The sequence below is a fragment of the Spirillospora sp. NPDC052269 genome, from assembly GCF_040679435.1.
Classification (GTDB): domain Bacteria; phylum Actinomycetota; class Actinomycetes; order Streptosporangiales; family Streptosporangiaceae; genus Spirillospora.
Map to the genome: position 1 here is coordinate 106,245 of NZ_JBFAUU010000008.1, position 16,229 is coordinate 122,473.

At 72.9% G+C, this 16,229-nt stretch carries 18 protein-coding genes; 8 read left to right on the forward strand and 10 right to left on the reverse strand.

Features of this window, described 5'->3' with window-relative positions; translation table 11 throughout:
• Positions 1–14 precede the first annotated feature (14 nt).
• Together AB0L06_RS18730 and AB0L06_RS18735 are read right to left on the reverse strand one after the other, a co-directional pair.
• Complete coding sequence (locus AB0L06_RS18730) at positions 15–1,376, reverse strand: dihydrolipoyl dehydrogenase family protein (protein WP_500232277.1); 1,362 nt, start codon at positions 1,374–1,376, stop codon at positions 15–17.
• A 38-nt stretch (positions 1,377–1,414) separates the two neighbouring features.
• Positions 1,415–1,813 (reverse strand): WhiB family transcriptional regulator, encoded by a 399-nt coding sequence (locus AB0L06_RS18735; RefSeq protein WP_500232278.1) that lies wholly within the window; start codon positions 1,811–1,813, stop codon positions 1,415–1,417.
• A gap of 293 nt (positions 1,814–2,106) precedes the next feature.
• Here AB0L06_RS18735 and AB0L06_RS18740 point away from each other — a divergent pair, with 293 nt between their 5' ends.
• Entirely contained in the window at positions 2,107–4,983 is a 2,877-nt protein-coding gene (locus tag AB0L06_RS18740; RefSeq protein ID WP_500232279.1) for an AAA family ATPase, read from the forward strand.
• A 31-nt stretch (positions 4,984–5,014) separates the two neighbouring features.
• On the opposite strand, the gene AB0L06_RS18745 is transcribed toward AB0L06_RS18740, so the two are convergent.
• Both AB0L06_RS18745 and AB0L06_RS18750 read right to left on the reverse strand, forming a co-directional pair.
• Positions 5,015–6,025 carry an aldo/keto reductase family protein gene (locus AB0L06_RS18745; RefSeq protein WP_500232280.1) on the reverse strand — a complete coding sequence of 337 codons (1,011 nt, stop codon included), beginning with the start codon at positions 6,023–6,025 and terminating at the stop codon, positions 5,015–5,017.
• A 39-nt stretch (positions 6,026–6,064) separates the two neighbouring features.
• Positions 6,065–6,547 carry an SAM-dependent methyltransferase gene (locus AB0L06_RS18750; RefSeq protein WP_500232281.1) on the reverse strand — a complete coding sequence of 161 codons (483 nt, stop codon included), beginning with the start codon at positions 6,545–6,547 and terminating at the stop codon, positions 6,065–6,067.
• A 210-nt stretch (positions 6,548–6,757) separates the two neighbouring features.
• On the opposite strand from AB0L06_RS18750, the gene AB0L06_RS18755 reads away from it, so the two are divergent.
• The 3 genes from AB0L06_RS18755 to AB0L06_RS18765 all read left to right on the forward strand — a co-directional run bounded on the left by AB0L06_RS18755 (position 6,758) and on the right by AB0L06_RS18765 (position 8,737).
• Complete coding sequence (locus AB0L06_RS18755; RefSeq protein WP_500232282.1) at positions 6,758–7,279, forward strand: RICIN domain-containing protein; 522 nt, start codon at positions 6,758–6,760, stop codon at positions 7,277–7,279.
• A 69-nt stretch (positions 7,280–7,348) separates the two neighbouring features.
• Entirely contained in the window at positions 7,349–8,023 is a 675-nt protein-coding gene (locus AB0L06_RS18760) for a hypothetical protein (protein ID WP_500232283.1), read from the forward strand.
• Positions 8,024–8,134: 111 nt separating this feature from the next.
• Positions 8,135–8,737: a hypothetical protein gene (locus AB0L06_RS18765; RefSeq protein ID WP_500232284.1), complete on the forward strand. Its 603-nt coding sequence runs from the start codon at positions 8,135–8,137 to the stop codon at positions 8,735–8,737.
• 128 nt (positions 8,738–8,865) lie between these two features.
• Here the strand turns inward: AB0L06_RS18765 and hemC are convergent, their stop codons facing one another.
• From hemC to AB0L06_RS18780, 3 genes are read right to left on the reverse strand one after another with little or no spacing between them, the layout of a single operon-like run.
• Complete coding sequence (gene hemC / locus AB0L06_RS18770) at positions 8,866–9,774, reverse strand: hydroxymethylbilane synthase (protein WP_500232285.1); 909 nt, start codon at positions 9,772–9,774, stop codon at positions 8,866–8,868.
• A gap of 16 nt (positions 9,775–9,790) precedes the next feature.
• Positions 9,791–10,294, reverse strand: a complete 504-nt coding sequence (locus AB0L06_RS18775) for an NUDIX domain-containing protein (RefSeq protein WP_500232286.1) — start codon at positions 10,292–10,294, stop codon at positions 9,791–9,793.
• Between the two features lie 51 nt (positions 10,295–10,345).
• Positions 10,346–10,555, reverse strand: coding sequence for a hypothetical protein (locus AB0L06_RS18780; protein WP_500232287.1), 210 nt, complete (start codon positions 10,553–10,555; stop codon positions 10,346–10,348).
• A 121-nt stretch (positions 10,556–10,676) separates the two neighbouring features.
• Here AB0L06_RS18780 and AB0L06_RS18785 point away from each other — a divergent pair, with 121 nt between their 5' ends.
• The 3 genes from AB0L06_RS18785 (at position 10,677) to AB0L06_RS18795 (ending at position 12,863) form a co-directional block, all read left to right on the forward strand.
• Entirely contained in the window at positions 10,677–11,012 is a 336-nt protein-coding gene (locus AB0L06_RS18785; RefSeq protein WP_500232288.1) for a MazG nucleotide pyrophosphohydrolase domain-containing protein, read from the forward strand.
• 38 nt (positions 11,013–11,050) lie between these two features.
• Positions 11,051–12,223: a hypothetical protein gene (locus tag AB0L06_RS18790; RefSeq protein WP_500232289.1), complete on the forward strand. Its 1,173-nt coding sequence runs from the start codon at positions 11,051–11,053 to the stop codon at positions 12,221–12,223.
• 151 nt (positions 12,224–12,374) lie between these two features.
• Positions 12,375–12,863: a hypothetical protein gene (locus AB0L06_RS18795; protein ID WP_500232290.1), complete on the forward strand. Its 489-nt coding sequence runs from the start codon at positions 12,375–12,377 to the stop codon at positions 12,861–12,863.
• A 19-nt stretch (positions 12,864–12,882) separates the two neighbouring features.
• Here AB0L06_RS18795 and AB0L06_RS18800 read toward each other — a convergent pair whose 3' ends face one another.
• The 3 genes from AB0L06_RS18800 to AB0L06_RS18810 all read right to left on the reverse strand — a co-directional run bounded on the left by AB0L06_RS18800 (position 12,883) and on the right by AB0L06_RS18810 (position 15,300).
• Positions 12,883–13,680, reverse strand: a complete 798-nt coding sequence (locus tag AB0L06_RS18800; RefSeq protein ID WP_500232291.1) for an endonuclease/exonuclease/phosphatase family protein — start codon at positions 13,678–13,680, stop codon at positions 12,883–12,885.
• A gap of 76 nt (positions 13,681–13,756) precedes the next feature.
• Positions 13,757–14,359, reverse strand: a complete 603-nt coding sequence (locus AB0L06_RS18805) for a TetR/AcrR family transcriptional regulator (protein ID WP_500232292.1) — start codon at positions 14,357–14,359, stop codon at positions 13,757–13,759.
• A 71-nt stretch (positions 14,360–14,430) separates the two neighbouring features.
• Entirely contained in the window at positions 14,431–15,300 is an 870-nt protein-coding gene (locus AB0L06_RS18810; protein ID WP_500232293.1) for a LysR family transcriptional regulator, read from the reverse strand.
• A gap of 98 nt (positions 15,301–15,398) precedes the next feature.
• On the opposite strand from AB0L06_RS18810, the gene AB0L06_RS18815 reads away from it, so the two are divergent.
• Complete coding sequence (locus AB0L06_RS18815; protein WP_500232294.1) at positions 15,399–16,130, forward strand: SDR family oxidoreductase; 732 nt, start codon at positions 15,399–15,401, stop codon at positions 16,128–16,130.
• The last annotated feature ends 99 nt before the right edge of the window (positions 16,131–16,229 follow it).

Genomic DNA, 16,229 nt, shown 5'->3' on the forward strand with positions numbered 1-16,229 from the left:
TGTGTGTCGTGTGGTCAGCGGAGGGCGTCCAGCGCGGCCTCCACCGCCCGGTGGAACGTCGGGTAGGTGTAGATCATGTGGCGGAGCCGTTCGACGGGCGTCTCGGTGTGCACGGCGACGTTCAGCCCGTACAGCACCTCGCCGCCCATCGGCCCCGCCGAGGTCGCGCCGACCAGGACGCCCCGGCCCGCGTCCTCGACGAGCTTGATGAAGCCCCCGTTGCCGGGGCCGTGGATCCGGCCGCGCGTGGACGCGGCGATCGGCACGAGCGCGGTGCGCACCCGCAGCCCCCGGGCGCGGGCCTGCGCCTCGGTCATCCCGACGGCCGCGATCTCGGGGTCGGTGAAGGTGACGCGGGGGAGCGCCCGGTAGTCGGCGTCCGGTCCGGGCCTGCCGAGGACGTCCCGGACGGCGATCCGCGCCTGGTACATCGCGACGTGCGTGAACGCGCCCGCCCCGGTGACGTCGCCGACCGCCCACAGGCCGTCGCCCGCACGCATCTGCCCGTCGGTGGGGACGGACGGCGCCTCGGGATCGAGTCCCGCGGCGTCCACGCCCAGGGCCGCCAGGTCCGACCGCCTGCCGGTCGCGACCAGCAGCCGCTCGGCCCGGACCGGCTCCGGGACGCCCTGGAGGCGGACCTCGAAGGACGTGCCGTCGTGGTCGATCCGCCGGGCCCGGGTGCCGCTGCGCACGGTGACGCCGTCGGCCCGCAGCGCCTTGGCCGCCAGCTCCCCGGCCTGCGGCTCCTCCTGCGCGAGCAGATGGTCCTGGCCCTCGAGGACGGTCACCGCGCATCCGAAGCGGGCGAACACCTGGGCGAGTTCCACGCCGATCGCGCCGCCGCCGAGCACGGCCATCGAGCCGGGGACGTCCCGGGTCTCGATGGCGTCCCGGTTGGTCCAGTACGGCGTCGCCGCCAGGCCCGGCACCGGCGGGACGCGCGGACTCGACCCGGTCGCCAGGACGACGCCGCGCCGCGCCCGGAACGTCCGGCCGCCCACCTCCACCTGGCGCGGGCCCGTCAGCCGCCCCGTCCCACGGAACAGCCGGACGCCCTTCGCCGTCAGCCGGTCGGCGGCGGCCCGGTCGTCCCAGTCGCCGGTGGCCTCGTCCCGGACGCGGTCGGCGACCGGCGTCCAGTCCGGGACCACCTTCGCCTCACCGGCCAGGACGGGGACGCGGCCCGCCTCGGCGAGCGCGTTCCCGGCGCGGATCATCGTCTTGCTGGGGACGCAGCCCCAGTACGGGCATTCGCCCCCGACGAGCCCGGCCTCGACCCCGACCACGTCCAGTCCCGCCGCGGCCAGCTCGCCGGCGGCGTACTCGCCGCCGGGTCCGAGCCCGACCACCACCACGTCCACCTGATCCCTCACGGGTCTCCTCTTCTCTTCTCGTCCCTGCGGACGGACGGTCATGCGGCGTCGGGCGTCTCGGCCGCCCGCCGGGACGAGGCCCCGGACGGGCGACCGGACGAGCGGCCCATCGGACGGGCCGCCCCGGACGAGGCGGCGGTCTTCCGCGCCGCCCGCATGAGGCGGCGCTCCTCCGGAGTGGTACCGCCCCAGATGCCGTGCGGCTCGCCCACGGTCAGGGCCCATTCCAGGCAGGCGCGGGCGACGGGACAGGAGGCGCAGATCATGCGGACCGGGCCGATCCGTTCCGCGTAGGCGGCCTCGCCGCCCACCGGGAAGAACAGTTCGGGGTCGAGAGAGCGGCACGCCGCCTCGTCGGCCCAGTGCGCCTCGTCGGTCCAGTGCGGCTGGTCGGTCCAGTGCGGCTGGTCGGTCCAGTGCGGCTCGGTCTCCCTCATGTCCGCGGCCGCGGTCGATCGTGGGTGGTCACTGTGGTCTCCCGTCGCTGCTCGGCCTTTGGGCCCGGCAACGACAACTCTTGACGGAACCGGGCCTGGGCGGACCCGGGTCGGCCACGGGGGCGGTCCCTGGCCGTCGTCGCCGGAGGTCCGCGACGCCGGTGACGTGGGTGTGAGCCTGAGCTCGGTCCCGGGGGAGTTGTCACGGGCCTGGGAGCTGTCCGGTCGAAGAGGTCGTACGCCCCCGTTCGAACGGGATTGCTCTTGATGGACGATCGCGGAGGTACGGCCTCATGGAGAACCTGGGACGACAGGCGGCGGCGGACGATCCGGCCGCCGCCCGCACGCCGTTCACGGCGGAGTCACGGAAGGAAGACGGTGAGGCCGGCGACCCCCGCCGGATGCTGCACGGACGACAGGACGAACGCGAACGCCTGGACGGGCTGCTCAGAGCGGTTCGCGGCGGTGAAAGCCGCACGCTGGTGCTGCGCGGCGAACCCGGCTCGGGCAAGACGGCGCTGCTGAACCACCTGGTCGGCCGCGCCCGCGGTTTCGGCGTTTCGCGCGTCGTGGGCGTCCAGTCGGAGTCGAAGCTGGCGTTCGCCGGACTGCACCAGCTGTGCCACCCGATGACCGACCACCTTCCCCGCATCCCCGCGCCGCAGCGCGAGGCGTTGCAGACCGCGTTCGGCCTGCGGGCCGGGCCCGCGCCGGACTGCTTCCTGCTCGGCCTGGCCGTCCTCGGGCTGGTGTCGGAGGCGTCGCGGAACCGTCCCCTGCTGTGGGTCGTGGACGACGCCCAGTGGCTGGACGAGGCGTCGCTGCGGGTGCTGACGTTCACCGCCCGCCGGCTGCTGCCCGAGCCCGTGGCGATCGTCTTCGCGACCCGCGTGCCCGATCCGTCACCGGAGGCGTCCGCGGACGCGTCGCCCGAATCGGCGGGATCCGATCCGGCGGGGTCCGATCCGGCGGCGGCGCTGACCGGACTGCCCGAGATGGCCGTCACCGGGCTGCCCGACCCGGACGCGCGGGCGCTGCTGCGCGCCGCCGTGCCGGGCCCCTGGGACGACCAGGTGCTCGCGCGGATCGTCGACGAGACGCGAGGCAACCCCCTCGCGCTGCGGGAGATGTCCGCCGAGGCGTCCTCGGCCGAGTTCGCCGGGGGATTCGGCCCGCCCGGGGCACGCGCGTCCAGTGGCCCGATCCAGGACATCCACCGCCGGCGGGTGGCCCGCCTCGCGCCTCCGACGCGGCAGCTGCTGGTCGTGGCCGCCGCCGAACCCGCCGGGGACCCGGTGCTGCTGTGGCGCGCGGCCGACCGGCTCGGCATCGGCATCGAGGCGGCGACCCCGGCCGTGTCCGCCGGACTGCTCCACATCGGCGAACGACTGCGGTTCCGGCACCCGCTGGTCCGCTCGGCCGCCTACTGGACGGCGTCCCCGGACGAGCGGCGCCGGGCCCACGCCGTCCTGGCCGAGGTCACCGACGCCGAGACCGACCCCGACCGCCGGGCCTGGCACGCGGCGCAGGCCGCCTCCGACCCCGCCGAGGACATCGCGGCAGAGCTCGAACGCCGCGCCGGACGAGCCCGGGCCCGCGGAGGCGCGGCGGCGGTGGCGGCCTTCCTGAACCGGGCCGTCGAGCTGACCCCCGACCCCGTCCGGCGCCGGGACCGCGCGCTGACCGCCGCGCACGCCGCCCACCAGGCCGGAGGAGCCCGCGCCGCGCTCCGGCTGCTGTCCATCGCCGAGGCGGGCCCGGTCGACCGGAGCCGCCACGGCCGGATCGAACAGCTCCGCGCGCGGATCGCCTTCACCACCAGACGTGACGCCGACGCCGTCCCGCTGCTGCTCGACGCCGCCCGCCGCCTCGAGCCGCACGACGTGCCACTCGCTCGCGACACCTACCTGGAGGCGATGGGCGCGGCGATGCTCTCCGGCGGAGGCAGGCCCGAGGCCGCCGAAGCGGCGCTCTCGGCCCCGTCCGCACCCGGTTCGCCGCGTCCGTCCGACCGGCTTCTGGACGCGATGGCACTGAGCCTCGCCGAAGGGCTCCATGTGGGAGCCGAGGACCTGAAGGCCGCCGTGCGAGCCTTCCGCGACACCGACGCCACGGACGAGGGCGCCCTTCGCTGGGCCTGGCTGGCGGGCCTGACCGCCGCGACCCTCGGCGACTACGAGACCTGGGACGACCTCGCCTTCCGGCACCTCCGCCTCGCCCTGGACACCGGCCGGGGCGTCGACCTCCCCATCGCGCTGACCTCGCGCGTCGTCGTGAAGGTCTTCGCGGGCGAACTCGCGGAGGCGGCCGCGCTGGCCGCGCGGATCGAGACGGTGTCCGAGGCTATGAAGACCCCGTGGCCGTCCCACGGAGCGCTGATGCTGGCCGCGTGGCAGGGCCGCGAAGCCGACGCGGCGAAGCCGGCCAGGTCCGTTCCGGCGAGCTCACACGACGGTGTCGGCGCGACCCTGACCCGGTGGGCTCAGGCCGTCCTCGGGAACGGGCTCGGCCGGTACCAGGACGTGTTCGCGGCCATGCCGGCCGCCCAGAGCGACACGGCCGTCGACACGTGGTCGCTGCCCGAGTTCGTCGAGGCCGCCGTCCGCAGCGGCGCGCCTCGCGAGGCCACCGCCGCGGTCCGCCGCTTCGGCGACCTGGCCCAGGCGGCGGGCACCGACTGGGCTCTGGGCGTCCACGCCCGCTCCCTCGCCCTGACCAGCACGGACGCGCTCGCCGAGCAGCACTACCGCGAAGCGGTCGAACGACTCGGACGGACGCGCGTCCGAGGCGAACTCGCCCGCGCCCACCTCCTCTACGGCGAATGGCTGCGTCGCCACCGCCGCCGCGGTCCCGCCCGGGAACAGCTGCGGATCGCCCACGAGGCGTTCACCGCCATGGGGATGACCGCCTTCGCCTCGCGCGCCGCCCGCGAGCTGCTGGCCACCGGGGAGGACCTCCGCAGGCGCCCCATCGGACCCACCGGCGAGCTCACCGCCCAGGAGCACCAGATCGTCCGGCTCGTCCGGCAGGGACTGACCAACGCCGAGATCGGGAACCGGCTGTACATCAGCCCCCGCACCGTCGAATGGCACCTGCGGAAGATCTTCGTCAAGCTCGGCGTCACCTCCCGGCGGCAGCTCCAGCGCTCCGCCGCCACCGTCGACGCGTGAGACGCGACGGTGGCGGCGTGCCGGAGGCGGGTCAGCGGCGCCAGGCGGGCATGACGTTGAAGGGGTCGGCGGTCTTGGCGGGGTCGCGCTCGACGAGGTCGCCGAGCGTTTCGTCGATGCGCTTCAGCAGGTCGTCCGGGAGGCGGACGCCCGCGGCGGCGGCGTTCTCGGCGACCTGCTCGGGACGGGACGCGCCCATGACGGCGCCCGCCACGTTCGGGTTCTGGAGCGTCCAGGCGACCGCGAGCTGCGCCATCGTCAGGCCCGCCTCGTCCGCGAGGGGCCGCAGAAGGGCGACCCGCTCGAGGACGGCGTCCGACATGTACCGGCCGACGAAGCGGGAACCGCGGTCGTCGGTCGCCCGCGACCCCTCGGGAGCCCGGCCGCCCGGCGCGTACTTGCCGGTCAGGACGCCCTGGGCGACGGGGGAGAAGACGAGCTGGCCCATCCCGGCCCGCTCCGACGCCGGGACGACCTCGGCCTCGATGACGCGCCAGAGCATCGAGTACTGCGGCTGGTTGGAGATGAGCGGGACGCCCAGCTCGGCCGCGAGGGCGTGCCCCCGGGCGATCTGCTCGGCCGTCCACTCCGACACGCCCACGTAGAGGACCTTGCCCTGGCGCACCAGGTCGGCGAACGCCCGCATGGTCTCCTCGAGCGGGGTCTCCGCGTCGAAGCGGTGCGCCTGGTAGAGGTCGACGTAGTCGGTGCCGAGCCGCCGCAGGGACGCGTGGCAGCTCTCCAGGACGTGCTTGCGGGACAGGCCGCGGTCGTTCGCGCCCTCCCCGACCGGCAGGCAGACCTTCGTGGCGATCTCCACCGACGACCGCCGCACCTCGCGCAGGGCGCGTCCGAGGACCTCCTCGGCGAGCCCGCCCGAGTAGACGTCGGCCGTGTCGAAGGTGGTGATCCCGGCGTCCAGCGCGGCGCGGATACAGGCGACCTGCGCGTCCTGGTCGATCTGCCCGTCCATGGTGAGCCAGTTGCCGAAGACGATCTCGCTGACGCGGAGCCCGCTGGTCCCGACCCGTCGAAATTCCATGATCGTCACGATAGTCCGAAGGGCCGCTCCGGCGGACCGTCAGTAGTGGTCGCGCATGAGCTCGGTGGCCCAGTCCGGCTGCGAGGTCTCGCCCTGGGGGCCGAACTCGGCCATGTACGGCTTGATGTCGAGGACGGGTGTTCCGTCGACGGCGTCCAGGCCCTGGACGTGCAGGTCGAGGCCGTCCACCTTGACGAGGCGGCAGCGGGAGACGCCGAGCCGGTTGGGGCGGTTCTTGCCGCGCTGCGCGAAGATGCCGACCAGCGGCCAGTCGGCGTTGCCGCGCGGGTGCCGCGCACCGGTCCGGATCGTGTCGGCCGGGACGCGGTCGAAGTGGTAGACGACCTCCAGATGGGAGAAGGCGTCCAGGCCCGCCACGGCCTCCGGGCCGTACCGCCCGGCGTCCAGGCGGACGATCGCGGTCTCGCCGCCCCAGTCGTCGTCGCGGACCTCCGCGCGGCCGCCGGCCACCCGGCCGACGGGCACCGAGACCACGGCGTCCGGAGTGTCGTTCTCGGGCATGTCGGCGCCTTTCGCTCGGGGGCTGAACACGGGGCCGCGGCGCGGCCGCCCCGAAGATACCGCTCGGGCTCCCGCCGCCCCGCACTCGCCGGGAGCCCGGTCGTCCGCCCTGGCAAGGGCTGTCGAAGGTGGCTGTGTGTAGCGAATAAGTTACAAAGAGTGCCTGTTTGGGGAGGATTGCTGCGACGATCTCAACATGAGGGAGTGGGTATGAAACGTCCGATCGCCTGGTTCGCGACCGGCCTGCCGGCCGCCGCCGTCCTCGCGGCCGCCCCGGCCACGCTCGGATCTCCCGCCGCGCACGCCGATGGCGAGCACCCGATCAGCGGGGTCATCCGCACGTTCGCCGACATGTGCATGGACGTGGAGGGGAAGTCGGCGGACAACGACGTCCACATCGTCCAGTACCGCTGCACCTGGGAGTACAACCAGCGGTTCCACATCATCCCGGTCGGGGGCGGGCAATGGGAGATCCGCACCTTCGCCAACAAGTGCATGGACGTCAGGAGGGCGTCTCCGTTCAACGGCGCGCGCATCGTCCAGTACACCTGCACGGGCGAGCCCAACCAGCGGTTCCGGCTGATACCGACCGGCGCCGGACGGAAAGTGATCCGCACGTTCGGCGGCTACAAGTGCATGGACGTGAACAGGAAGTCCGCGTACGCCGGCGCGCGCATCATCCAGTACTCCTGCACCTGGGACTACAACCAGCGATTCGTGGTCGGCCGCTGACCGGCGCCCGCCGTGGCCGACCGGCAGGACCTCGGCGGCTGTCGGACTTGATCACTATGGTCTGGCCGCATGACCGATCTGTACACCGTTTCCTTCGACGAATGCGACGACCGGACCCTGACCGGACGCGTGCATCTGTACAACCCGGACGCGTGGTCTTTCCCGAAGCAGAGGGAATTCCCTGTCCAGCTGATGATGGAAGCCTGGTGGTTGATGCGGGAGGGATTGTCGTTCGAAGAGGCTCCCTTCGATCGAGACGAAGGGGTCCGCCTCGCCTCGGAGGCATCGGCCGCCGCCGAGATGAGAACCCTCGATGAGCTCTTCTTCGGCAAGAGGGTCTGGGTCGACGCGGGCGGCCATCTCCTCAAGGAGGGAAGCAGGGAACCGCAGGAACCCCGGGTCAAGGCGTCCGACGTCTACAAGGACGAACTCGACCCGTACGGCGGGCAGGGAATCGACGACGGCCGGCACTATGTGATGCTCAAGCCGAAGACGAGGGAGTTCCGTCGGCGCACCGACGCCATGATCGCCTCCTACCGACTCGGACGGCCGGTCAACGTCCCGGACGGTCGTTCCATCGAGCGGCTGGACGACGAGGAGATCGACGAGGTGCTCGGCCGGCCTTTCGAGGAGCGCCCGTACGCGCCCTTCACCGTGAAGGTCACCTCGGCCCGCTACCTGGAGCCGCTGTCGGGTGGAATGCGCTGGGGAACGACCCACAGCGGGCACCTCGCCGACTTCTGACCTGGCGCGTCTTCACGTGTCGCACAGCTTCCGGTGACCCGCCCGCGGGGAGGCTCCTGATCGTTTCAGTCGTCGCGGGAAGGTCGGCGGCTCGATCACCGGGGAGCCGACGTGCTTCACGACCACACCACCAGGGTCCTGGCCGCCGCGCTCGGCGCCGCGACCCTCCTGACCGCCGCGTCCGGGACCGGTCCCGCCCGGGCCGAACCCGCCGCGGCCGGTCCCGCCCGGACCGAACCTGCCGCGGCCGATCCCGTCCGGGCGGGGACGCGGGGCCTGTCGCTCGGGTCCTGCCACGCGTCCAGCTCCGACCCCGCCACGACCAGGCCCGACGCGAGCTGCACGCCCGGCGCGCTCAACCCGGACGTCACGCAGGCCAACATCCACCGGACGATCTGCGTCGCGGGCTACACCAAGAGGATCCGTCCACCCGCGTCGTACACCGACGCGCTGAAGAAACAGCAGATCCGCGAGTACGGCTACAGCGACACCAGCCCGTCGTCCTACGAGGAGGACCACTTCATCCCGCTCAGCCTCGGCGGCGCGCCGCGGGACCCGCTGAACCTGTGGCCCGAGCTGGGCGCCTCGCCCAACCCCAAGGACGCCGTCGAGCTCAAGCTCTTCAAGGCCGTCTGCGCCGGCCGGGTCACCCTCTCCGCCGCACAGCACGCCATGGCCGCGGACTGGACGACCGCGGGCGACCTCGTCCGGTAGCGGGGGAGCCGCCGACCCTTGTTGGCAAGGTGGACGAGGCATCGCCCACCTTGCCAACAGGAGGCCTATGTCGGGATCTGAGGGCCGAGGGCCTCCGCCGCCGCTGAACCCCGCGACCCGGCCCCGGGTCACGCCTCGGCGATGAGCTCCCGCGCGCCCTCGGCGAGTAGCTCCCGGCCCACCGCCTCGCCGAGCTGCTCCGCCTGGGAGGCGGGAGCGACCTGGGACGCGGAGATCACGCGGCGGCCGTCGGGGGAGAACACGGCGGCCCGCAGCTCCAGGTCGTCCCCGGACAAGCGGGCGTGCCCGGCGATGGGCGTGTGGCAGTGGCCGCGCAACACCGACAGCAACGTCCGCTCGGCGGTCAGGCGCCACCGGGTCGGCGCGTGGTCGAGCGACCGCGCCACCTCGACCGTCGCGGCGTCCTCCGCGCGGCACTCCACGACCAGCACCCCGGCGCCGACGGCCGGGACGATGTCCAGCCGCTCGTGCCGGCGCTCGATCCCGAGCCGCCGCAGCCCGACCCGCGCCACCACGATCGCCGCGTACTCGCCGCGGTCGAGCTTCGCGAGCCGGGTGTCCACGTTGCCGCGCACGGGCTCGATCCTGAGCCGCGGATACCGCTGGACGAGCTGCGCGTGCCGCCGCACCGCCGACGTCCCCACACGGGCTCCCGGCGGCAGCTCGGCCAGCCGCCGCACGTCGACGTCCGCGCCGAACACCGCGATGTCGCCGGCCTCCTCCCGCTCCAGGCAGGCCCCTAGGACCGACCCCGCCGGACGGGGCACGTCACCCGGAAGGTCCTTGGCGCAGTGGACGGCCGCGTCGATCTCCCCGTCCATCAGGGCGCGGTCGATCTCCTTCGCGAACGCGCCCTTGCCGCCGAGCGCGACCAGGTCACCGATCCCCTGATGCCGGTCGCCGCTGGTGGTGATCGGCACGATCTCGACCCGCGTGCCGTCCAGCCGCTCCAGCTCCCGCGCGATCGTCCGAGCCTGTGTCATGGCGAGCGCGGACGGCCGCGTCCCCAATCTCATCCGCGCCACGACGCGCTCACTCCCATCCGAAACGACTGAACGCCGCGCCGTCGCGCAGCTCTTCGAAGACCCGCACGACATGCGGGATCGTCCGGTCCGGCAGCCGTGACGGCAACGCCCACATCAGCCCCGAGCACCGGTCCGGCTCCTTCACCTCCGGCACGCCCTCGGCGTCGCACCAGAAGTAGAAGTCGAGCAGGGCGCCGAACGGCCCCGGCGGCCGGTCGTTGCTGCGATGCATCACGTGGGCCGACACCACCTTCTCCGGATCCGCGCGAAGCCCCGTCTCCTCGGCCAGCTCCCGCACCACGCACGAGGCGACGTCCTCCCCGGGAGCGAGCTTGCCCGCGGGCGGATGCCACCACCCGTCCCGGTATCCGGTGCCGGACCTCTGCAGCAGCAGCACCTCGCCCCGCGCGTTCCGGACGAGCGCGTGGCACGCCACCCAGGCGCCCCACCACCCGTGCGACACCCCGTCCGTGAACTGCCCGGCCAGGTCGCCTGACAAGGATTCGTGCAATGCAGCCTCCCGGCGGAACGAAGACCAGCGGCACCACCACGGCAACGCTACTCACTCATGCGGCCCCGAGCCCCGCACCCCCACGAAACCCGACTCGCGCGCCGGGTGACCTCGCGCCTGCCAGGGAGAACAGCCCGAAGGCCGCCATTGCCCCGAGAACCGGTCGAAGTAGGAGCAGGGATAGGCGGACGCGTGAGCCGGAACGTCCACCAGACCGAGCAGGACCGTGAGCCCGAGCAGGACCGCTGCGATGATGCGCATCGGATGCGCTCCTCTCTGGCACACCGGGCGGTGCATCATCGGTCTCATTGCCCTACGCAACGCTCCGCACGCATGGAGTGCCCGTCCGCCGACCCGCACAGCGCCCCCGAGGGGAGTCCGGATGCACATCAGCGAGGTTCAGCAGGCCGCCTGGCGCAACAAGCTCGACAAGGGCCTCAGCACCGACAACGTCCACCTGGAGATCAACCTGCTGTACGGCGAGGTCGCCGAGGTGTGCGACGCCTACCGCAAGGGCTCCGACGACCTGGGCCACGAACTCGCCGACGTGCTGATCTACCTGGCCTGCCTCGCCCAGATGACCGGCGTCGACCTCGACCGGGCCGTCCGCGAGAAACTCGACATCAACGCCGCCCGGACCTACCGCTTCCTCCCGAACGGCTTCGCCGTGAAGAACGACGGCCCCGGGCTGACCACGGACGGTCAGGGTGCGGACTGACACCTCAGGGGCTTTCGGAAAGAGCTAGGTTGTCTCGCATGTCCGACCGTGCGCTCCTTGTTGACCTGATCCGGAAAGACCGTCTCGACCCGGCGATGCCCGAGCGGATCGGACGCCACGACGTGCTCGTGGAGAGAGGATTCGTCGGGGTCTTCGTCTACCTGATCCGCGGAGACCGGGTCCTGGTCGTCCATGCGAACAAGGGGTTCCGGGACGATGTCCTCGCCGCGCTGCTGGACGCCGTGGACGACCTCGTCGACGCCGACCTCGGGTCGATCGTCCGGCTGCGTCCGATCGAGGTCCCCGGGTTTCCGCTGGACCGGGCCGCGCTGCTCGGGCCGGGGCACACGTCCTTCTTCAGGGACGGGCCCTTGGAGGACCGCGGGATGCAGGTCATTCCGGTGCATCGCTCGGAGGTCGTCGACGGTGAGGAGTACGAGGTCTTCTGGCCCGGGATCCTCGGCAGGAACCTGAGCATCGGGCATTCCGACTGGACGCGCGAGCCGTCGCCGAGAGCCGATGTCCTGCGCCTGGACGGCGGTAAGGGCGGCCCGTTCCGGCGCAGCGGCAACAGCCGCAGGAGCTCGAAGCCCGGGCTCATGCGCGCGCAGATGGTGATCGAGCAGTACCTGCCCGTCCTGCCGGACGGCGTCCAGGTGTCGCTGAAGGACACGCGCGGGCATGACCTGCGTCTGGAGCGTGAGTGGGATCGCCTGCGCGGCACACTCGATGTTCCGGGGCAAGCCGAGCTCGTGGATGTGGACATCCCGCGGGTCGCGGCCTGGGACGTCTTCGGTCCGCTGTTCGGCGGCGCCGCCTTCGACCCCGCCGCGCTGGAGACGGCGCCGCCGCCCGAGCACATGCTGATGGTGCGGGAGAACGACCGCGAACGCCGCCGTCACGACGACGAGGACCGCCCGGCCTCCCTGGACGAGTGCCTGCGCCGGCTGGACGCGCTCACCCCCACCGACGGCAACCACCTGGTCTTCACCGGACGGCACGGCGACGTCGTCCAGATGATGTGGGAGGGGCCCGGCGAGCCGAGGCTCTGGCTGGAGACGCCCGAGCCCGCTCACCACCACTCACGGGGCCGCCACGTCACGCGCGACGAGGCCGCGTCCATGATCCGGATCCTGGCCCGCGACGACCGCGTGGCCGTGGACGATCTGGGCGACCTGGAGACCGTCTCCTGGGGCGTCGCCACCACCTGAACCCGGGCGCGCCGACGGGGAACGGCCGCCCCGGCCCAGGTCGGACGCCCCTTCCGACACGGCACCGAGTGCCGTGGTGAAACTGGCCGGGGTCGGCGTCACGCGGCAGGATCACCAGGGACGATCCCGACGGCGCACGGAAGGCCCGACGATGAACGAGGCGACGCTCGACCTGCTGCTCGACGTGGTCGCGCGCCTCGAACGCAACATCACCGCGCGCCAGTGCCCGGCGATCTGCGGCCTGGTCGGGGAGCGCCACCTCACGCTGTCCGACTACGAGTACCTGCGCGACGACGACACCGCCGACGCCTTCGAACGGCGTGCCGCCGCCCAGGCCCGGAGGATCCGCGCGAGCCGCTGGGTCATCGCCGTCCCCATGATCATCGCCATGGGGCCCGGCGCCGTGCTGAACGGACGTCCCGTGTCGAACCGGGCGCTGCGCGACGGCGAGCAGGAGGCCATCGTCTGGACGGCCTTCGACCGCGGCGACGGCATCGACTACGGCATCGTCGCCTACACGCGCCGTCCCAACGGCCAGCCCGTCTACCACGACCCCGAGATCTTCACCGCGCCGCTCACCAGCACCGCGACCGCGCCCGGCTCCACCCTCCGCCGGACGCTGCTCGACGGCGCCGACTGACCGTCGCGCGGCCCGGGCGTCAGAGCTCGAGCAGCAGCGCCCGGTGGTCGGACACCTCCGGCTCGGCGAGCACCTCGAACCGCCGGACGGCCGACGGGTCGGAGACCAGCAGGTAGCCGGCGTGCCGCAGCGGCTTGAGGTAGCGGGACGTCCGGGTGTCGGCCTCGCGGACGAGGTCGACCAGCCCGATCCCGGCGAGCACCTCGAAGGTCTCGCTGCCGGGCAGCAGGTTGAGGTCGCCGCAGACGACGGTCAGGTCGCCGTCCTCGCGCGCGTCGGTGACCAGGTCGGCGAGCCGCTTGGCCTGGGCGAGCCGGGCCGGGGTGTCGCCCTTGCCGGCCGGGTCGCGCAGGCCGTGCAGCTGGACGACCGTGACGAACCGCCCGGACGCGCGGTCGAAGACCCGCACGGCCTGCGCCGCCCGGGGACGGTCCCCCGCCGGCCACTCGTCCGGGTGCTCGGCGTACTCGCCGTGAACGAACGCCGTCCGCGTCCCGACGAGCGGCAGCGTCTCGGCGACGAAGGTCGCCACCCCGAAGTCCTGCCGGTGCACGACACCGGCGTCGTCGCTGACGGGGCCGGCGTCGCTGACGGTGAACACGGCGTGGTGGTCGGGGAGCAGGGTCCGGACGTCGTCCAGCAGGTCCGCGCGCTGCGGCAGCGACCGCTCCGCGTCGTCGAAGCGTGTCCACCCGCCGAGCGCGGCGGTGTGAGTCATTTCCTGGAGGCAGAGGACGTCGGCGCCGTTGGCGCCGAGCCAGGGGGCGAGTTCGTCGAACATCGCGCCGCCCCAGGCGTTCAGAGAGATGATCCGCACGGGACCATGATCCTAGGGCCTGCCCGGCGACGCCGCGCGCACCGGGTCGCCCTCGGGACGCGCGTTCCGGCCCGTCCTACGGGGTGGGCTTGGTGAAGCGCGCGATCATGTCGTGGAGGTAGCCGCGGAAGCGGCCGACGCCGGTGGGCTCGTCGCTGCCGTGGCCCTGCCCGTCCTTGCCGATGAAGCCGAACTGGACGAACCCGTGGACGCACCAGATGATGTTCCAGATCGCCAGTTCCAGGTCGACGTCCGGCAGCACGGCGGGCGACATGACCTTGTACATCGTGGACAGGACGGGCTTGGCGAACGGCGTCTCGACGTCGAGGTCGGCGGCGTCCCCGGCCCAGCGGTGCATCCACATCCCGACGAACGCGCGGTGGGCGAGGCAGAAGTCCAGGAAGGCGTCGCCGATCCCCTGGATCCCCGCGGCGTCCGGGGTGAACGCCTCGATCGCCACCGCGAGCGCCGCCGCCTCCTCCTGGTGGAGCCAGGTGAAGACGCCGAGGTAGAGGGTGGGCTTGTCCCCGGCGATCTCGGTGAGCTCGGAGGTCGAGAGGCCCGTCGCGTCCGCGATCAACTTCAGGTCCACCGCGTCGTAGCCGAGGTCGGAGAACAACCGGCCGGCCGTCTCATAAACCCGCTCGACACTCTTGTTCACCTGGGGCGACTCAACCATGACCCTAAGTTAAGGGCGTGGCGCCGGGCGGCGGAATGCGCCGCGCCGCACACCCCGCGTGACCTGGTGTTTCAGCGGGACGCGGCCGACTGGGCGATCTCGGCGAACTCGGTCAGGAGGGGATTGCGGCGCGTGGCGTCCCAGGCGAGGCTGACGGGCGTGGGGGCCAGGTCCTCGACGACGACGTAGGTGAGGTCGGGACGGGTGTAGAACGTCGCGACCGAGAGCGGCAGGATCGCCAGGCCGCGACCGGCGGCGACGTGCTCGAGCTTCTCCTCGACGCTGCGGAAGGCCGGCACCGCCGGACGGTTCCGCGCGCGCATCTCGACGCCGATGTCACGCCACTCGGGGACGGCGTCCAGGTTCTGGAGCAGGTGCTCGTCGGCGAGGTCGGCCGCGGCGATCGCGCCCTTGCCCGCCAGCGGATGGTCGGCCGGGACGACGGCGACGCGCGGCTCGGTGAACAGCGGGCGGACCGTCAGGCCCGCCCGGTCGACCGGCGGGCGGAGGTAGCTGACGTCGACGCGTCCGTCGCGGACGACGTCGACCTGGTCGTCCCAGGTCGTCCGGACGAGGTCGACCGACAGCCCGGGATGCCGCGCGCCGAGTTCGCGCACGGCGGCGGTGACGATCAGGCCCGGCATGAAGCCGACGGTGAAGGTGCGGGGGCCGCGCGCGGCGCGCCGGACGCGGCGGCGCAGCGCCTCGGCGCCCGCCAGCAGGGACGGCGCGTCGGCGAGCAGCTGCCGTCCGGCGGGGGTGAGCGCGGTCGAGCGCCGGTCCCGCTCGAACAGCGTCGCCTTCAGCTCGTTCTCCAGCGCCCGGATCTGCCGGGACAGCACCGGCTGGGCGATGTGCAGGGACGTGGCGGCGCGGCCGAAGTGGAGGTGCTCGGCGACCGCCACGAAGTACCGCAGTTTGCGCAGGTCGACGTCGGTCATGATGCCCTCAGGGTATTACAGCGCCGGACGAAGGTCTTGGACGCGGCGGCGGTCCCGGCCGCATCGTGGAGGGGTACGGAAGACCGAAAGGAATTGAGATGTCCCCCTTCGACAAGCTCGCGGGTCAGCGCGTGGTGGTGCTCGGCGGAACGTCCGGGATCGGGCTCGCGGTCGCGGAGGCGGCGGCCGCCGCGGGCGCGGTCGTGACCGTGGCGTCCAGCCGGAAGGAGAACGTCGAGCGCGCGCTCGACCGGCTTCCGGCGGGCGCCTCCGGGGAGGTCGCCGACCTCACCGACCCCGCGCACGTGCGGGAGCTGTTCGACCGGCTCGGCGAGATCGACCACCTCGTCTACACGGCGGGTGACCCGCTCCTGCTCGCGCCGGTGACCGAACTCGACCTCGACGCCGCCCGCGACTTCTTCTCCCTGCGCTACTTCGGGGTGCTCGCCGCCGTCCAGGCGGCCGTGCCGAAGCTGCGCGAGGGCGGCTCGATCACGCTGACGTCCGGCACCGCCGGGCTGCGCCCGATGCCGGGCACGGCGGTCACCTCCAGCATCTGCGCGGCGATGGAGGGGCTGACGCGCGCGCTCGCCGTCGAGCTCGCGCCGATCCGCGTGAACGCCGTGATGCCCGGCGTCGTCCGGTCGAACCTGTGGGCGCCGCTGCCCGACGACGTCCGCGAGGGGCTGTACGCGGGCACTGCCGACGCGACCCCGCTGAAGCGCGTCGGCGAGGTGGACGACATCGCCGAGGCGTACCTGTTCACCATGACCCAGCGCCACGCGACCGGGACCGTCACGGTCCTGGACGGGGGCGCGATCCTGGCCTGACCGGACGGGCGAAAAGGTGAGGGGCGTCGCACCGCATGGGAATGACATGCGGTGCGACGCCCCTTTTCTGGAGAAATTCACGAAGTATTCGGTCCTCGA

Excerpts from the sequence above, each read along its gene's own strand:
- AB0L06_RS18735 (WP_500232278.1), bottom strand. The coding sequence starts at position 1,813 with ATGAGGGAGACCGAGCCGCACTGGACCGACCAGCCGCACTGGACCGAC.
- AB0L06_RS18740 (WP_500232279.1), top strand. The coding sequence starts at position 2,107 with ATGGAGAACCTGGGACGACAGGCGGCGGCGGACGATCCGGCCGCCGCC.
- AB0L06_RS18745 (WP_500232280.1), bottom strand. The coding sequence starts at position 6,025 with ATGGAATTTCGACGGGTCGGGACCAGCGGGCTCCGCGTCAGCGAGATC.
- AB0L06_RS18750 (WP_500232281.1), bottom strand. The coding sequence starts at position 6,547 with ATGCCCGAGAACGACACTCCGGACGCCGTGGTCTCGGTGCCCGTCGGC.
- AB0L06_RS18755 (WP_500232282.1), top strand. The coding sequence starts at position 6,758 with ATGAAACGTCCGATCGCCTGGTTCGCGACCGGCCTGCCGGCCGCCGCC.
- AB0L06_RS18760 (WP_500232283.1), top strand. The coding sequence starts at position 7,349 with ATGACCGATCTGTACACCGTTTCCTTCGACGAATGCGACGACCGGACC.
- hemC (WP_500232285.1), bottom strand. The coding sequence starts at position 9,774 with ATGAGATTGGGGACGCGGCCGTCCGCGCTCGCCATGACACAGGCTCGG.
- AB0L06_RS18780 (WP_500232287.1), bottom strand. The coding sequence starts at position 10,555 with ATGCGCATCATCGCAGCGGTCCTGCTCGGGCTCACGGTCCTGCTCGGT.
- AB0L06_RS18785 (WP_500232288.1), top strand. The coding sequence starts at position 10,677 with ATGCACATCAGCGAGGTTCAGCAGGCCGCCTGGCGCAACAAGCTCGAC.
- AB0L06_RS18790 (WP_500232289.1), top strand. The coding sequence starts at position 11,051 with ATGTCCGACCGTGCGCTCCTTGTTGACCTGATCCGGAAAGACCGTCTC.
- AB0L06_RS18795 (WP_500232290.1), top strand. The coding sequence starts at position 12,375 with ATGAACGAGGCGACGCTCGACCTGCTGCTCGACGTGGTCGCGCGCCTC.
- AB0L06_RS18805 (WP_500232292.1), bottom strand. The coding sequence starts at position 14,359 with ATGGTTGAGTCGCCCCAGGTGAACAAGAGTGTCGAGCGGGTTTATGAG.
- AB0L06_RS18810 (WP_500232293.1), bottom strand. The coding sequence starts at position 15,300 with ATGACCGACGTCGACCTGCGCAAACTGCGGTACTTCGTGGCGGTCGCC.
- AB0L06_RS18815 (WP_500232294.1), top strand. The coding sequence starts at position 15,399 with ATGTCCCCCTTCGACAAGCTCGCGGGTCAGCGCGTGGTGGTGCTCGGC.